Origin of the sequence: Pseudoalteromonas sp. MER144-MNA-CIBAN-0113, assembly GCF_040308965.1 — a bacterium.
Classification (GTDB): Bacteria; Pseudomonadota; Gammaproteobacteria; order Enterobacterales; family Alteromonadaceae; genus Pseudoalteromonas; species Pseudoalteromonas tetraodonis.
Map to the genome: position 1 here is coordinate 1 of NZ_JBEOOG010000087.1, position 15,901 is coordinate 15,901.

Genomic DNA, 15,901 nt, shown 5'->3' on the forward strand with positions numbered 1-15,901 from the left:
TTCAAAAAAACACCTCAAGAAAAAGCACTACCTACTCTTAATCACCCGGTCCAAGGGTCGGTGGTTCGAATCCACTCGGTCGTACCAATTCAAAAAAACACCTCAAGAAAAAGCACTACCTACTCTTAATCACCCGGTCCAAGGGTCGGTGGTTCGAATCCACTCAGTCGTACCAATTAAAAAAAGAACGTAGGTCGGTTAAGTGGCGAAGCCGCGCCACCCGACATTGGTGAAACACCCGACATTAGGTAACATTCCAACACCAAACGCCACCCAACATAAAGCAAAGCCTGCACCGGTAATGACCAATATCCAAAATCGTCAGATGACGCCTTTGAATTATCCAACATCTTCGGATGACGCCTCTGAATTATCCAACATCGTCGGATGACGCCTTTGAATTATCCAACATCTTCGGATGACGCCTTCGGCTTATCCAACCTACGTTCATTATTGATAACGTATGGGAAACATCCGACATAAAATGTATTAATTATTCCCCACACCAATTACGGCTGTACATTCCTGATGCGACCGCTTTATGAAAGCTTGAATAAGGCCAATCAACCACCCGTTCAACCAAACCATGTTTAAGCGGATTAAAATGAACATAATTTACATGGTGCCAATAATCACGTTCATCAACAATGGTATGCTCCCAAAAACGGCGTTGCCAAATCCCTCGTTCATTTTTATTAATGCGTGCGAGTGATACATGTTCGTTTTTAGGCAAGCCTTTAGAAAAACGTTTTTTAATTTCGCGCCAACGACCAGAATAATCGCTATCACCTTCGGGTAAAGTTAACACTGCATGCATATGATCAGGCAACACCACCCACGCATCAATATAAAATGGTTTATGCATTTTTACCCAGCGCACAGCCCCACGCAATAAATCAATATGCTCAACCAATAATGATTTTTTACGATCCTGCAAATTAACCGTAAAAAAATACGTTCCTCCCGGTTGATAATTTCTACGATATCTCACAAAAAATCTCCTTATAATAAACGGCTAATACCTCTGGGTTATTCAATACCTTAGGATAACGCCTTTGAATTATCCAACATCGTCGGATGGCGCCTCTGGCTTATCCAACATCGTCGGATGGCGCCTCTGGCTTATCCAACATCGTCGGGTGGCGCCTCCGAATTATCCAACATCGTCGGATGGCGCCTCTGGCTTATCCAACCTACGTTAATTGTTGGGAACGTAGGTCGGTTAAGTGGCGAAGCCGCGCCACCCGACATTGGTGAAACACCCGACATTGGGGGAAACACCCGACATTGGGGAAACACCCGCCATTAAGCAACGCCAACATCAAAAAGCTCCAAAAAAAGCGCACACGCTCTAAACTTCCTTAACAAATATTAGGTAACATCCATTTAATCACGTTGCAAAGTCAGAATTTATTGCTTGAAAATTAATACTATGTTAACAAGTAGGCTATCTTATAAGATGAAATATCAGAAAGTATTCTAGGAAAGGATTTACCTGTGAAGTCTGCCGCACTCATTACATTACTATTGCTATTTATTTTTGCTGGGCAAGTTCAAGCTAAAACCCTAATCAAAGTGGGTGGCTATGAATTTCCTCCCTACATAGAGATTGTTGACGGCCGTGCTTCAGGTTTCACCGTAGAGCTAATTGCTGAGCTTAATAAAATACAATCTGACTATCATTTTGAGCTTGTGCTCACCACACCTATTCGGCGCTTTAAAGATTATCAGCAAGGTTTGTTCGATGCGGTATTTTTTGAAGATCCAAACTGGGGGTGGCTGCAAGGCAACCATATAATCAGTAACTCCCCTGTGATGGCAACAGACAGCGAAGTATTTATTGCTTTAAAGCAATTTGCAAAGTCACAAGCTTGGTTTGATAACTTAGACGATAAAACCCTCATTGGGATTTTAGGCTATCACTATCAGTTAGCAAACTTTGAAAACAATCTATCAATACTTGAAAACGAATATAAAATGACGTTACTGAGCAGTCATAAAAAAAGTATTGAATTAGTATTAAAAAAACGCAGCGATATGGCGATTGTTACCCGTTCTTATTTAAATCAATACCTAAATAAGTACCCACAAAGTAAAAAAAAGCTGCTTATCTCTGAACGCGTCGCGCAAACGTATAAACACCAGTTATTAATTCGTCCAACACAGCAACTTGATATAAACACGCTTTATAAATTGGTAAAAAAAGCACTTGCACAAAATACCCTAGCAACCAAATTAAAAATACTTGGTCTACAACAACATGATATTTAGTGGTGCTGCTTTAATACTTAATAACATTACTAATAACTTAATGGCAATAACTAGAAAATTTGCTATTTTCATCGTGTGTCGCAAACTCAACCAGCGTCATCAATAAATCACTGTGTTTATGGGTAAAGCCAGTGCTAGAAAGGCGTTTTTCTAAATAGGACGTAAAGTTTTTTCGTTGCAGGTGTTGGCTATGTAATTTTATTAACAGCTCTGACTGCTTTTGGTTAATTAACCGCGTCTCGTAAATCGGGTCTTCATCTGGCCAATTTTCTACAGGCGAGCCCTTTTGCTTAAACACAAAATCACTAAGTGAACGCTCGATTTGATTATAATCGTGCTCCCCTAGCAGTTTTTCTATTTCCTTTAATAAGCTTGAGTACAAAACACGCGGGAAAAGCTTGTAAAAATCATGATTTTTAAAGGGCTCTCCTTGTGGAGTTTGCTGCCAATTTTCAAAACTTGCTCGCAAAGCCTGAACTAATATACGTCCTACATAATGGCTTTTTTGGAATGAGACACCTTGCGATTCTAGCCTTGAAAGTACGTGATTTAAACGTTGCTTTAAACTACGTACTTCTAGCTGCAGTTCGCTTTTTTCTGTCTCTAATAATTGTATTTCTTGAGCACTGGTTGTTATTTTTTGCTCTAGTTTATTTATTTTAACTTGCGCGCCATAAAACAAATCACGGGTATCATTAAGCTCAGCCATAACACTGGCATTTTTTAATTTAATACTCGAATTACCCTCAATAGCATAAGTAGTAAGCTGTTTGCTCTGAGAGAGCGCTTTATTTAAAGTACTTTCTAACTTACTCTCAATAACTTGCCCAGACTTACTGCCTTTAAGTAAAGAATGTAAGGTTGAAGAAATATGCTTTTGGTACCAATTTTGGATCTGCTTACACTGCACATCAGATAAATTAGCAAATGGATTGTCTTCACTTATTGGCTTGTTAGCCATAAAAATTCCCTCTAGTAAAAAGACTTTTTGTTGTTATGTCGTATTAAAGTGAAATTACCTACCTTTGCATGTTAATAGCTATCGCTTTTTAAGGCTATATTTAATTGTTTGTATATTAGGGTCTGTTGACCTTTGCGGATTACAATTTGTTCAAACTAGAGGCGGTTTAATCGCGGCGCGAGGTTTGTAACCTAGTGGGCTAAGTAAAAACCGAGCAAAGCTTCCGCGTCCTGCTCACGCCCCTTACCTACATCCATGTAGGCAACAAAGAGTAAATCGCCCCTAGGCAGAACCCTTCGGGCAGCGCCTGTTTGGCATTGATGCTGCGTTATCGCCTATTTATGGGGAATAACCACACCACATAGGCTCTGCCTTGCCTAAATACCAAACAGACTGCTGCAAATTTAACCTTGAAAGGTCAACAGACCCTAGAAGAACCTCACTATTTAAGTTGTTTATTCCAAATAACGCACTAAACTTAAAATTAAAGATAAAAATGCATTATCCTTATGAGAATATTTTTAATCGTTGCCTTAGTATTATCATTTTTCACTTACGCACAACCTGCGCCAGTGACCTTCACGGTCGGCAATAAAAACATCACGCTTCCCGGAGAAAAATACAAAAACGGCTATGGCTATAATTTAAAAGCCGATACAGTCCTTCGTTTAGTTACACTTAATTGGCCCCCTTATATAGACGATCACTTATGCAATAAGGGCTGGCTATATCAACTTACAGTAAGCATGTTAGTAAAACGCGGCTATGGTGTACATATAGAGTTTTACCCTTGGGCGCGTGCCGTTCGTGAAGCTGAATTAGGTAAAGCTGATATTTTATTTCCTGAGTATTTTATTAGTGACGATGTAATGTCAGAAAACATTTTAACCAAAACACGTAATCAGTTATTGGCGTTATCTGAGCCCATTCCTGGTGGCGACTTATCATTTGTAGCACTTAGAGATCACAGCATAAATTACGATGGCAGTATTGAGTCTGTAAAAAACAGGGTTATGGGGGTGGTACGTTCATATAAAAATAGTAAAGAATTAGATCAACTTATTGAACAAGGCGGAATAAAAACCATCGTTGCTAACAGTGAGTATCAGCTTATTCATTTGCTTTTAAATGGTCGGGTTGAGCTTATTGTTGCCGACTTAGAAGTGCTAAGAGCCAGTATTTATAAATCACTATTATCAGCTAGAGAAAAAAAGAGGATGCTTAGTGCGCTAGTTGCATTAACGCCAAGCATAGAATACAAAGCCCTGTATTATGAAATCAGTAAAAGTACGCCTAATTGGCAATTTATCTTAGATGATATCAACGCAGAAATAGCGAATATGCGTGCAAATAATGAATTTGAGCGCTTTATAAAAAATAAAAAACAGCAGTGTTATAACCTCGATTAAGCCGTAGGCAGCTAAATTTGAGCGTGCCTGTTTTCAGTTATATCTACTCATAGTCTAAGGCTTTGGTTAAACACCACCGTTTGGTTCCGTCCGGTTGTTTTTGCATTATAAAGTGCGGTATCGGCATTTCTTAATAATCCCTGCAGCGAACACGACTCAGAAGTCAAACTTGATACACCACTGCTTATTGTATAACTCACCTGCCCGCCACTTGATAACTGCACTGGGTTATCTTTTAAATGATCTTGCAACTTTGCTAAGGTTTTAACAACGGTACTGACACATTTGGTAGGCGAAACAATGCAAAACTCTTCTCCTCCTAAACGCGCTATAATATCATCACTGTCACAAAATGATTTAAACGTAGCAGCTATGCTTTGCAACACACTATCTCCGCCTTCGTGGCCAAATTGATCGTTAATGCGCTTAAAGTGATCTATATCTATCATCGTAAGGGTTAAGTGCTGGCTGTCTTTAATACACTCATCAAGTGCAAGTTTAGCTGTTTCCACAAACCCTCTTCGGTTGAGCAAATTAGTAAGCGGATCTTTAATGGTTAAATCTTTTAGTTGTGCTTGATACTGCTTCATTTTTGTAATATCGCGCTCAATCGCTGCATAGTAAGCCACCTCACCTAACGCATTTTTTAATGGAAAAATATTCATATCAATCCAATAAGGCTCACCTGATTTTTTATAATTGAGTATTTGCTCAGATACTTGCTGTTTATTTTCTAGCGCATGCCTAATTTTATCGCGTGTGGCTTGTTGAGTTTTAGCGCCTTGTAAAATGCGCGGCGTTTTACCTCTAACTTCATCTAAATGATAACCCGTTACTTTAGTAAACGATTGGTTTGCATAAACAATTTTAGGGCCATCATTAGTAATAGGGCTTGCCTCGGTAACTAAAATAACGTCGCTGGCTAATTCAACAATTTCTTTAAATGGAATAGCTTGTTTTTGATGAGTAATATCGATAAAAGTGACGACTATTTCAGCAATGTTGTTCTGCTCGTCAAACTCTGGATAAGCGTTACATAGCACCCATGTAATTTCGTCGCTTGAACTATCACATATACCTATTTCAAGATTCATCAGTGGTTTTTGGGTTTCAATAACAATGCTAACAGGATACTGAGAACTCTGCAGAGGTTGACGAAATTCATCCAGTATTTTCCATTTACTATCAAACGAGTCGCGCCCTAGCGCTTGCTCTTTTGTTAAACGTAAAATGTTTAAAGCTGCAGGATTTGCATATAAAATTCCTGTGTCTGGTGAATGCACCACCACACCGGTTTGTAAGTTTTGTATTAACCTTTCTGCATTTAGCCTTGATAAATCCATTAATGTACTCCGTACAAACTGTATTGAAAAAATACACGGGCTAATATTCATTTTAATATAAGTGAATATTTGCCGACATAACAGAAAAAATGTTGCTGTTTATTGAGCCCCCCTCAACAAAGTACATTTTACAACCTACTGAATTGCTAAATAAAAAAGCCGCAAACTAAGTTAAGTTCGCGGCTTATTATTTTACTATAGTACGTATTTTGGGTGCTAGTTAGTCATAATCAAATGGCGCTCTTACCCAGCCTTCCATTAATACACGTGCGCTGCGGCTCATACTCGCTTTAGTCACTTGCCATTGGCCATTTGTAACAACCGCCTTGGCACCTACTTTAAGTGTGCCCGATGGGTGACCAAAGTTAACCTCGTTAATAGCACCGCCACCAGCGGCCAAATTAACTAATGTTCCGTCAATTGCGGCTGCTGTGCCAATAGCCACGGCGGCTGTGCCCATCATTGCATGGTGTAACTTACCCATTGACATTGCACGTACTAACAAATCTATATCGCTTGCATTAACCTGCTTACCACTTGATGATTTGTAATTAAGCGGTGCAGCCACAAACGCCACTTTAGGTGTGTGTTGGCGTGCTTGTGCTTCATTAATAGTATTAATTAGTCCCATTTTTACCGCGCCATAGGCACGAATGGTTTCAAGCTTAGTGAGTGCGGCTTCATCAGCGTTTATATCATCTTGTAGCTCAGTACCGGAATAACCAATATCGCGGGCATTTACAAAAATAGTAGGGATACCTGCGTTGATCATAGTTGCTTTTAATGTCCCCACACCTGGTACTTCTAAATCATCAACCACATTGCCTGTTGGAAATAGCGCACCATCACCATCAGCAGGGTCAATAAATTCAAGCTTTACCTCAGCGGCAGGAAACGTCACACCATCTAACTCAAAGTCACCGGTTTCTTGTACTTCACCGTTAGTCATAGGTACATGCACTAAAATACTTTTTTTAATGTTCGCCTGCCATACGCGCACAATAGCAATGCCATTATCCGGTACGCGAGATTTATCAACTAAACCATTGCTGATGGCAAACGCGCCCACGGCAGAGGTTAAGTTTCCGCAGTTACCACTCCAATCAACAAACGCTTTATCAATGGCGACTTGACCAAATAAATAATCAACATCGTGATCGGGCTGTTCACTCTTACTCAAAATAACCGTTTTACTGGTACTTGAGGTTGCTCCGCCCATGCCGTCGGTTTGTTTACCGTATGCATCTGGGCTACCAATAACGCGCAATAATAAGCTATCGCGCGCCGCACCTGCCACTTGGGCAGGTGCGGGTAAATCGGTTAAATTAAAAAAAACCCCTTTACTCGTGCCACCACGCATATAGGTCGCAGGCACTTTAATTTGTGGTTTAAACATAAACGTGTGTCCTTATGATGCTTGCGTGGCTTCTAAAAAGTCTTGCGCAAAGCGTTGTAACACACCGCCTGCCGCATAAATAGAGAGCTCTTCTTGCGTATCTAGTCGACATTTCATTGGTACGTTTAATACCTCGCCATTTTTACGCGTAATAACAAGCTCTAGGGTTGCGCCTGGTGTTGGTTCGCCCTTCACGTCGTAGCTTTCGCTTCCATCTAGGTTAAGTGTTTTACGCGTTGTGCCTGGTTTAAATTCAAGCGGCAATACGCCCATACCAATTAAGTTAGTACGGTGAATACGTTCAAACCCTTCGGCTGCAATAACCTGAACACCAGCAAGCCTAACGCCTTTTGCTGCCCAATCGCGCGAAGAGCCTTGGCCGTAATCAGCGCCTGCCACAATAATGAGTGGCTGTTTACGCTGCATGTAGGTTTCAATTGCTTCCCACATACGCGTGTTTTCACCTTCTGGCTCTATGCGTGCATATGAGCCTTGCTTCACTTCTCCGTTTTCATCTAATACCATTTCGTTCAATAGTTTAGGGTTTGCAAATGTAGCTCGTTGTGCGGTTAAGTGATCGCCTCGGTGAGTGGCGTATGAGTTAAAGTCTTCTTCTGGTACGTTCATTTTAGTTAAGTATTCACCTGCTGCGCTGCTGGCCATAATTGCATTAGAAGGTGATAAGTGATCGGTTGTAATGTTATCGCCAAGTACTGCTAACGCGCGCATACCTGTCATACTGCGCTCACCTGCCAATGCTCCTTCCCAGTAAGGTGGGCGGCGAATATACGTACTCTCTGGGCGCCAATCGTATAGAGGGTCGTTATCTTCGCCGTAATCAACAGTTAAGTTAAACATTGGCTCGTATACTTTTCTAAACTGCTCTGGTTTTACGCTTTGTTTGATAACCGCATCTATCTCTTCATCAGATGGCCATAAATCTTTTAAGGTTACATCGTTACCTTGCTGATCTTTACCGAGTATATCTTTTTCTATATCAAAGCGAATGGTACCCGCAATTGCATAAGCAACTACTAAAGGTGGTGACGCTAAAAACGCTTGCTTAGCATACGGATGAATTCGGCCATCAAAGTTACGGTTGCCCGAAAGCACAGCCGTTGCGTATAAATCGCGGTCAATCACTTCTTGTTGAATTTTAGGGTCCAACGCACCACTCATGCCGTTACAGGTAGTACAGGCAAAACCCACAATACCAAAACCGAGTTGCTCTAGTTCAGTGAGTAAGTTTGCATCTTCAAGGTACGACTGCACCGCTTTTGAACCCGGCGCCAATGAGGTTTTAACCCACGGTTTACGCATTAAGCCTTTAGCGTTTGCATTTCGCGCCAATAAACCTGCAGCAATTACATTGCGCGGGTTACTGGTATTAGTACAGCTGGTAATAGCGGCGATAATACAGGCGCCATCTGGCATTAAGCCTTCTTCGTTCTCAACAACACCCGAAATACCTTGCGCAGCTAGATCGCTGGTAGATACACGACGATGCGGATTTGAAGGCCCTGCAATGTTGCGCCCTACACTTGATAAATCAAACTTAAGTACACGATCGTAATGCGCTGTTTTTAAGCTATCACTCCATAAACCAGCTGTTTTAGCGTAGTTTTCTACCAGGGCAATTTGATCTTCATCACGGCCTGTTAAACGCAAGTAATCAATAGTTTTATCGTCAATGTAGAACATAGCAGCGGTGGCGCCAAATTCTGGGGTCATGTTCGAAATGGTCGCTCTATCACCCAGGGTTAGTGCATCGGCCCCTTCACCGTAAAACTCAAGGTAAGTCGATACCACACGTTGCTCACGTAAAAATTCGGTAATCGCCAGTACAATATCGGTTGCAGTTATGCCAGGCTGGCGTTTACCGGTAAGCTCTACGCCCACTATATCTGGTAAACGAATATATGATGCGCGCCCAAGCATTACGCTTTCGGCTTCAAGGCCACCTACACCAACAGCAATAACACCTAATGCATCAACATGCGGGGTATGGCTGTCGGTACCTACTAAGGTATCTGGGAAGGCAATGCCATCGCGGTTTTGAATCACCGGCGACATTTTTTCAAGGTTAATTTGATGCATGATGCCATTACCCGGTGGGATCACATCAATATTTTTAAACGCTGTTTTGGTCCAGTTTATAAAATGAAAACGGTCATCGTTGCGTCTATCTTCAATGGCGCGGTTTTTTTCAAATGCATCGGGATCAAAACCTGCGTGCTCAACAGCTAATGAATGATCCACAATCAGTTGAGTCGGTACAACCGGATTTACTTTTGCAGGATCGCCGCCTTTTGCAGCAATAGCATCACGCAGGCCCGCTAAATCAACCAGTGCGGTTTGGCCTAAAATGTCATGACATACAACGCGTGCCGGATACCATGGAAAATCTAAGTCTTGTTTACGCTCAATTATTTGGCTAAGCGCATCGGTTAGCATATCGGGCTCACAGCGACGCACTAAGTTTTCGGCAAATACACGCGAACTGTAAGGTAGTGTAGCGTATGCGCCTGGCTTAATGGCATCGACGGCGGCTTGGGTATCGTAGTAATCAACATTTGAGCCTGGTAAAGGCTTACGGTATTGGGTGTTATTAATAATGGTCATAATAAATTCGCTAATTTGGTGACGGAGGAGAGTACGCTAAAGCGCTATAATGAGTAATCATCAGCGCTATAAACAATAAAAGGTGAGCTAGGCTCACCTTAAACGCTAACTAATTAGCCTCTTGATTCAATTGGCGTGTAGCTACGCGCATCTGGCCCGGTGTAATCAGCACTTGGGCGAATAATACGGTTATTTGCACGCTGCTCTTTTACATGCGCTGTCCAACCAGTTACGCGGCTCATTACGAAGATAGGCGTGAACAACTTGGTAGGAATACCCATAAAGTGGTACGCCGATGCATGGAAAAAGTCAGCATTACAGAATAACTTCTTCTCACGCCACATGACTTCTTCACAACGAACAGATACCGGGTAAAGCACATCATCACCCACTTCTGCAGCTAATTTTTCAGACCATTTTTTAATAATTACATTACGCGGATCCGACTCGCGGTAAATTGCGTGGCCAAAGCCCATAATTTTATCTTTACGCTCAAGCATCCCCATCAGTGCATCTTCAGCTTGATCGGCGCTGGTAAAGCCTTCAATCATATCCATGGCGGCTTCGTTGGCACCACCATGCAGTGGGCCACGTAAGGTACCAATTGCGCCAGTTACACATGAGTGAATATCAGAAAGCGTTGATGCACACACGCGACCGGTAAAGGTAGAGGCATTAAACTCATGCTCTGCGTACAAAATTAGCGATACATTCATTACTTGTGCAAATAATTCACTTGGCGCTTTATCGTGTAATAGCGTTAAAAAGTGTGCGCCTACTGAATCGTCATCAGTTTGTGTTTCGATGCGAACACCGTCATGAGTAAAACGATACCAGTAACAAATAATACTTGGGAAAATTGCCACCATACGGTCAATCGCATCGTTTGCTTCGCTAAAGTCATTTTCCATTTCAAGGTTACCTAACATAGAACACCCTGTGCGCATTACATCCATCGGATGTGCCTCTTTTGGAATGTTCTCAAGCACTGTTTTTAGTGCCTCTGGTAAACCACGTAAACTTTTAAGTTTAGCTTTGTACTCTGCCAGTTCACTTGATGTTGGTAGCTCGCCGCGAGAAAGTAAAAACGACACTTCTTCAAACTGCGCTTTTTCAGCAAGCTCGCTAATGTCGTAACCACAGTAAGTTAAACCTGAGCCTGTTTGCCCTACTGTACATAATGCTGTTTGTCCTGCTACTTGGCCACGTAAGCCTGCGCCACCTAATGCTTTATCTACCATGCTGTGTCTCCTGTTGAAATTTTTATTATTTGTCAGATTTTGCTGAAAAAAGGTTATCGAGTGTGTTTTCGTACGAGTGATAATCTAAAAAGTCGTAAAGCTCTGCACGCGTTTGCATGTTTTCAATTTGGCTTTGTTGAGAACCTTCATTCAAAATTGCTGAATACACGTTAAGTGCGGCTTTATTCATTGCTCTAAATGCACTTAATGGGTAAAGCACCATTTCTACGCCCACATCGCTTAGTTGCTCTTTGGTGTAAATTGGGGTTTGGCCAAACTCAGTAATATTGGCCAAAATAGGCACATTAATCGCCTTAGTAAATGCTTGGTAATCAGCAAGATCATGAACCGCTTCTGCAAAAATCGCATCGGCACCGGCTTCAACACAAGCTGCTGCACGGTCTATCGCCGCATTTAAGCCTTCTTTTTGAAACGCATCGGTACGCGCCATAATGTAAAAATCGCTATCGGTTTTAGCATCAACCGCCGCTTTAATTCGGTCTACCATTTCAGCTTGGGTAACTATTTCTTTATTAGGGCGATGGCCACAACGCTTTTGCGCCACTTGGTCTTCAATATGAAAGCCTGCTGCCCCCGCTTTAGTCATTTCTTTAACGGTACGGGCAATATTAAACGCCCCACCCCAACCTGTGTCGGCATCCACTAACAAAGGTAAATCGCTAGCACCGGTAATACGGCGAATATCTTCAAGCACGTTATCAAGGCTGGTCATCCCTAAATCTGGCATACCAAATGAGGCATTAGCCACACCCGCACCCGATAAATAAATAGCCTGATGGCCCATTTTTTCAGCCATCATCGCGGTGTACGCGTTAATAGTACCTACCACTTGTAACGGGTGGTTATTTGCAATTGCCTGTTTAAATTTTAATCCTGCTGACATTACCTTCTCCTAACTTTGAACGGGGCTGCTCTTTGGCAACTTAGTATTTTTTAATAATGTGACATCTGTATTAGGGTCTATTGACCTTTCAAAATTTAATTTGCAGCAGCCTGTTTGGTATTTAGGCAAGGCAGAGCCTATGTGGTGTGGTTATTCCCCATAAATAGGCGATAACGCAGCATCAATACTAAACAGGCGCTGCCCTTCGGGTTCTGCCTAGGAGCGATTTACTCTTTGTTGCTCGGTTTTGACTTAGCCCGCTAGGTTACAAACCTCGCGCCGTGATTAAACCGCTCCTAGTTTGAACAAATTATAATCCGCAAAGGTCAACAGACCCTAGTTAGCCATTTCATTTTGAGTGGCTTGTACTGATTGATATCTATCAAATTTTGTTTGTATATTTGCTTGTGATGCACTGATATGGCGCTTCATTAGCATTTCGGCCAGCTCACCATCATGATTTTCTATGGCGTTAATAATGGCTAAATGCTCATCAAACGCTTTCGATACCCGCGGCCCTACCATACCCATTTGTACACGGTACATTCTTATTAACTGGTACAGATCGTGGCATAACAAATGAATTAAGTGCGCGTTTTTACTGCCTTTGATTATTCTGTAATGAAAATCTAAGTCGCCTGCTTCTTGATAGTACGACTCACCTTCTTTAACACGCTGAGTTTGCAAATGCTGATTAAGTAATTGTTTCAAGCCTTGTACTTCATCTGGTTCCATATTGTCGGCAGCTAACCTACATGCAAGTCCCTCAAGGGCACTGCGCACTTGGTAAACCTCAATTAAACGCTCTGCGGTTAATGCCACAACACGGCAACCTATATTGGCTTTGCGCTCAACTAAATAACAACTTTCTAAACGGTTTAATGCCTCTCTAAGCGTTGCACGGCTCACACCATAACGCTTTGCAAGTTCCGGCTCAGATATTTTACTGCCTTGTGCAATGCTGCCCTCAACAATTTCGCGGCGCATATCTACAAACACTTTATCGGAAGCGGTTGTGATAGATGTTTCATTTAACAAGTGCTGTGTCATAAAGTATTTTTTATATTGTCGACAATTTATGGTCTAACTATGTGCTTATTATTTATACCTGTCAACCCTAAAACCACTTAAACCGAATGAAAAACCACCGCATTGTCGACATTATTAGCCGAAAGTATAATAAAAAATGTATTTAAGCTGCTTTACTCAACAAGATGTCGACACCTTTTAAGGGTTACTATTTCATTTTTAACACTGAAAAAAATCGTTAAAAATGCTATTATCCTGCTTTATTTTGACTGTATGAGCCAAATCGTGGACGCAAACACTTACATCCCTGAGCCATTTATTAACGACGTAAAAACCTATTTACCCGAGCACCTAAACTTAGATGATTTTTTAAGTGCGTGTCGTCGTCCACTGCGTAAATCTGTTCGCGTTAATACATTAAAAATGAGTGTTGAAGAGTTTAAGCAACAAGCGGCTCAAAAAAATTGGCAACTCACTGCTATTCCGTGGTGCGATGAAGGCTTCTGGCTTGAGCGCCCAAATGATGAAGAGCAAAACCTAGCGCTGGGCAATACCGATTTACATTTAAGTGGCGCAATGTACGTACAAGAGGCAAGCTCAATGTTGCCGCCAATGGCACTAAAGCACAGCCTGCAAACTAGTAACACAGTACTCGATATGGCCTCGGCACCGGGCTCTAAAACCTCACAACTAGCTGCACTAATGAACAATCAAGGTGTTTTGGTTGCAAATGAGCTGTCGTCATCACGTTTAAAAGTACTCAGTGCCACGCTAAAGCGTATGGGTGTAGGTAACTGTGCGCTATCGCATTTTGATGGTGTGGTATTTGGCAATTACATGTTTGAATGCTTCGACAGCATTTTACTTGATGCGCCCTGCTCTGGCGAAGGCACGGTACGTAAAGATAGCGACGCGCTAAAAAATTGGTCTATCGAGTCAAATATTACCATTGCCCAAGTACAAAAAGATCTGATTAAAAGTGCATTTTACGCACTTAAACCTGGCGGCACATTGGTGTATTCAACCTGTACATTAACCCCTCTCGAAAACCAGCAAGTGTGTGAGGCATTGCTAGAAGAATTTGGTGAGTACATTAAGCCAGAGCCTTTAAGTGACCTTTTCCCTGGTGCAGAAAAAGCCACTACAGACGAGGGCTACTTACATGTTTGGCCGCAAACCTTCGACAGCGAAGGTTTTTTTATTGCTAAATTTAAAAAGCACAGCAGCTGCGAAAACCAAAATCTAAAAGTTAAAAAAGGCGCGTTCCCCTTTAGTGACTTTGATACTAAACAAAGTGCTGCGTTTATGAGCTTCCTTAAAAAGCAATTTGGTTTAACGAGTCTGCCAGGTACGTTAAAACAACGCGACAAAGAGCTTTGGCTGTTTCCTGATGAATTTGAAGCGATACAAAACAAAATTAAATATGCGCGATTAGGTATTCAGGTTGGCGTTATTCATAAAAATGGCGTGCGCCTCGCCCATGAATTTGCCACCGTATTTGGTAAACAATGTAAAAGTAATGTACTGGCATTAACCAATGAACAGGCTAACGATTACTTTAATGGTAAAGATATACGCCTAGAAGAGGTAACCAAATCAAGCGGCGAGGTGATCCTAACTTTATGTGGTTGCCCTATTGGCTTAGGGAAATGGCAAAAAAATAAAGTTAAAAACTCTTTACCACGAGATTTAGTACAAAATACGCAGTTAATAAACTGGGCGTAAACTCTAATAAAGATGTGCATAACAAATGTAACTTACTGTAATTACGGCAGTATAAAAAACGAACAAAAATGTGTATTTTTAGCACTTTTGACTATACTTAAATAACTTTCTTCTTCTCCCTAAGAATCTGAAAGTGTCTTTAGTTAGCGCAGGGCTCAAATACGAGCCCCTCTATAACCCAGAGTTCTTATAGCTCTGGGTCTTTTTTTGTCTAGGCGAAAGTTAACGGGCTGCGAGAGTCGGGTTACGAGCTTAATCCCTCACCTAGTCCTATTATTACAATAAGCTCTTAAAAATTTATTTACCACAGAGGATAGGAGAAAACAGAGAAAGTGATTAAAGACAAAGATTAAAGAACTGTTGTTAGTTATTAGATTTCAGCAATTGAAGCTTTTTCTCTGTGCAGCGCGAAGCGCCTCGGTGCTCTCTGTGGTTCAAAAATAAAAGGTTTTAGGAGATAGTTAACTGGTTGCGGGGATCGGACAACCGGACCTGAGCATTACAATAAGAACTTAGTGATTTATTTACCACAGAGGATAGGAGCACACAGAGAAAGTAATTAAAGACAAAGATTAAAGAGCTGTTGTTAGTTATTCGATTTCCAAAATTGACGCTTTTTCTCTGTGCAGCGCGAAGCGCCTCGGTGTTCTCTGTGGTTCAAAAATAAAGGTTTTAGGAGAAAGTTAACTGGTTGCGGGGATCGGACAACCGGACCTGGGCATTACAATAAGCTCTTAAAAATTTATTTACCACAGAGGATAGGAGCACACAGAGAAAGTGATTAAAGACAAAAAGATTAAAGAACTGTTGTTAGTTATTAGATTTCCAAAATTGACGCTTTTTCTCCGTGTAGCGCGAAGCGCCTCGGTGCTCTCTGTGGTTCAAAAAAAGGTTTTAGGAGATAGCTAACGGGTTGCGGGGATCCGGAGTTTTTCAAGTTAGTTGTCGCCTCAAGTTAAATTTTATGCCGCCCGCATTTCTTCTTTTTTCTCAGGATTCA

Annotated in this window: 12 protein-coding genes; 3 read left to right on the top strand and 9 right to left on the bottom strand. The window is 41.6% G+C overall.

Annotated features, from left to right (window positions below):
- Positions 1 to 176: 176 nt before the first annotated feature.
- Both AAEY57_RS16760 and AAEY57_RS16765 read right to left on the bottom strand, forming a co-directional pair.
- Positions 177 to 350 (bottom strand): hypothetical protein, encoded by a 174-nt coding sequence (locus tag AAEY57_RS16760; RefSeq protein WP_350608312.1) that lies wholly within the window; start codon positions 348 to 350, stop codon positions 177 to 179.
- A 143-nt stretch (positions 351 to 493) separates the two neighbouring features.
- Positions 494 to 991, bottom strand: a complete 498-nt coding sequence (locus AAEY57_RS16765; protein WP_350608313.1) for an REP-associated tyrosine transposase — start codon at positions 989 to 991, stop codon at positions 494 to 496.
- 506 nt (positions 992 to 1,497) lie between these two features.
- On the opposite strand from AAEY57_RS16765, the gene AAEY57_RS16770 reads away from it, so the two are divergent.
- Entirely contained in the window at positions 1,498 to 2,271 is a 774-nt protein-coding gene (locus AAEY57_RS16770; RefSeq protein WP_350608314.1) for a transporter substrate-binding domain-containing protein, read from the top strand.
- A 37-nt stretch (positions 2,272 to 2,308) separates the two neighbouring features.
- On the opposite strand, the gene AAEY57_RS16775 is transcribed toward AAEY57_RS16770, so the two are convergent.
- On the bottom strand, positions 2,309 to 3,232 hold the full coding sequence (locus tag AAEY57_RS16775) for a V-type ATP synthase subunit I domain-containing protein (protein ID WP_016899868.1): 924 nt from the start codon (positions 3,230 to 3,232) through the stop codon (positions 2,309 to 2,311).
- A 509-nt stretch (positions 3,233 to 3,741) separates the two neighbouring features.
- Here AAEY57_RS16775 and AAEY57_RS16780 point away from each other — a divergent pair.
- The gene (locus AAEY57_RS16780) at positions 3,742 to 4,641 is read left to right on the top strand and encodes a substrate-binding periplasmic protein (protein ID WP_350608315.1); all 900 of its coding nucleotides are present in this window, start codon (positions 3,742 to 3,744) and stop codon (positions 4,639 to 4,641) included.
- Positions 4,642 to 4,688: 47 nt separating this feature from the next.
- On the opposite strand, the gene AAEY57_RS16785 is transcribed toward AAEY57_RS16780, so the two are convergent.
- The 6 genes from AAEY57_RS16785 to AAEY57_RS16810 form a co-directional block, all read right to left on the bottom strand.
- The gene (locus AAEY57_RS16785) at positions 4,689 to 5,984 is read right to left on the bottom strand and encodes a sensor domain-containing diguanylate cyclase (RefSeq protein ID WP_076920894.1); all 1,296 of its coding nucleotides are present in this window, start codon (positions 5,982 to 5,984) and stop codon (positions 4,689 to 4,691) included.
- A 220-nt stretch (positions 5,985 to 6,204) separates the two neighbouring features.
- Complete coding sequence (prpF, locus tag AAEY57_RS16790; RefSeq protein WP_350608316.1) at positions 6,205 to 7,380, bottom strand: 2-methylaconitate cis-trans isomerase PrpF; 1,176 nt, start codon at positions 7,378 to 7,380, stop codon at positions 6,205 to 6,207.
- Positions 7,381 to 7,392: 12 nt separating this feature from the next.
- Positions 7,393 to 10,002 (bottom strand): Fe/S-dependent 2-methylisocitrate dehydratase AcnD, encoded by a 2,610-nt coding sequence (gene acnD, locus AAEY57_RS16795; protein WP_350608317.1) that lies wholly within the window; start codon positions 10,000 to 10,002, stop codon positions 7,393 to 7,395.
- A 113-nt stretch (positions 10,003 to 10,115) separates the two neighbouring features.
- Positions 10,116 to 11,243 carry a bifunctional 2-methylcitrate synthase/citrate synthase gene (gene prpC, locus AAEY57_RS16800; protein ID WP_024601688.1) on the bottom strand — a complete coding sequence of 376 codons (1,128 nt, stop codon included), beginning with the start codon at positions 11,241 to 11,243 and terminating at the stop codon, positions 10,116 to 10,118.
- A 25-nt stretch (positions 11,244 to 11,268) separates the two neighbouring features.
- Positions 11,269 to 12,147: a methylisocitrate lyase gene (gene prpB, locus AAEY57_RS16805; RefSeq protein ID WP_013464731.1), complete on the bottom strand. Its 879-nt coding sequence runs from the start codon at positions 12,145 to 12,147 to the stop codon at positions 11,269 to 11,271.
- A 336-nt stretch (positions 12,148 to 12,483) separates the two neighbouring features.
- Positions 12,484 to 13,197: a GntR family transcriptional regulator gene (locus tag AAEY57_RS16810; protein WP_024601689.1), complete on the bottom strand. Its 714-nt coding sequence runs from the start codon at positions 13,195 to 13,197 to the stop codon at positions 12,484 to 12,486.
- 264 nt (positions 13,198 to 13,461) lie between these two features.
- On the opposite strand from AAEY57_RS16810, the gene rsmF reads away from it, so the two are divergent.
- A complete protein-coding gene (gene rsmF / locus AAEY57_RS16815) occupies positions 13,462 to 14,901 on the top strand; it encodes a 16S rRNA (cytosine(1407)-C(5))-methyltransferase RsmF (RefSeq protein WP_350608318.1) in 1,440 nt (479 codons plus the stop codon).
- Positions 14,902 to 15,901: the final 1,000 nt, after the last annotated feature.

Bases quoted from the DNA above. Each gene is read 5' to 3' on its own strand.
- AAEY57_RS16760 (WP_350608312.1), bottom strand. From the start codon at position 350: ATGTTGGATAATTCAAAGGCGTCATCTGACGATTTTGGATATTGGTCA.
- AAEY57_RS16775 (WP_016899868.1), bottom strand. From the start codon at position 3,232: ATGGCTAACAAGCCAATAAGTGAAGACAATCCATTTGCTAATTTATCT.
- AAEY57_RS16780 (WP_350608315.1), top strand. From the start codon at position 3,742: ATGAGAATATTTTTAATCGTTGCCTTAGTATTATCATTTTTCACTTAC.
- AAEY57_RS16785 (WP_076920894.1), bottom strand. From the start codon at position 5,984: ATGGATTTATCAAGGCTAAATGCAGAAAGGTTAATACAAAACTTACAA.
- prpF (WP_350608316.1), bottom strand. From the start codon at position 7,380: ATGTTTAAACCACAAATTAAAGTGCCTGCGACCTATATGCGTGGTGGC.
- acnD (WP_350608317.1), bottom strand. From the start codon at position 10,002: ATGACCATTATTAATAACACCCAATACCGTAAGCCTTTACCAGGCTCA.
- prpC (WP_024601688.1), bottom strand. From the start codon at position 11,243: ATGGTAGATAAAGCATTAGGTGGCGCAGGCTTACGTGGCCAAGTAGCA.
- prpB (WP_013464731.1), bottom strand. From the start codon at position 12,147: ATGTCAGCAGGATTAAAATTTAAACAGGCAATTGCAAATAACCACCCG.
- AAEY57_RS16810 (WP_024601689.1), bottom strand. From the start codon at position 13,197: ATGACACAGCACTTGTTAAATGAAACATCTATCACAACCGCTTCCGAT.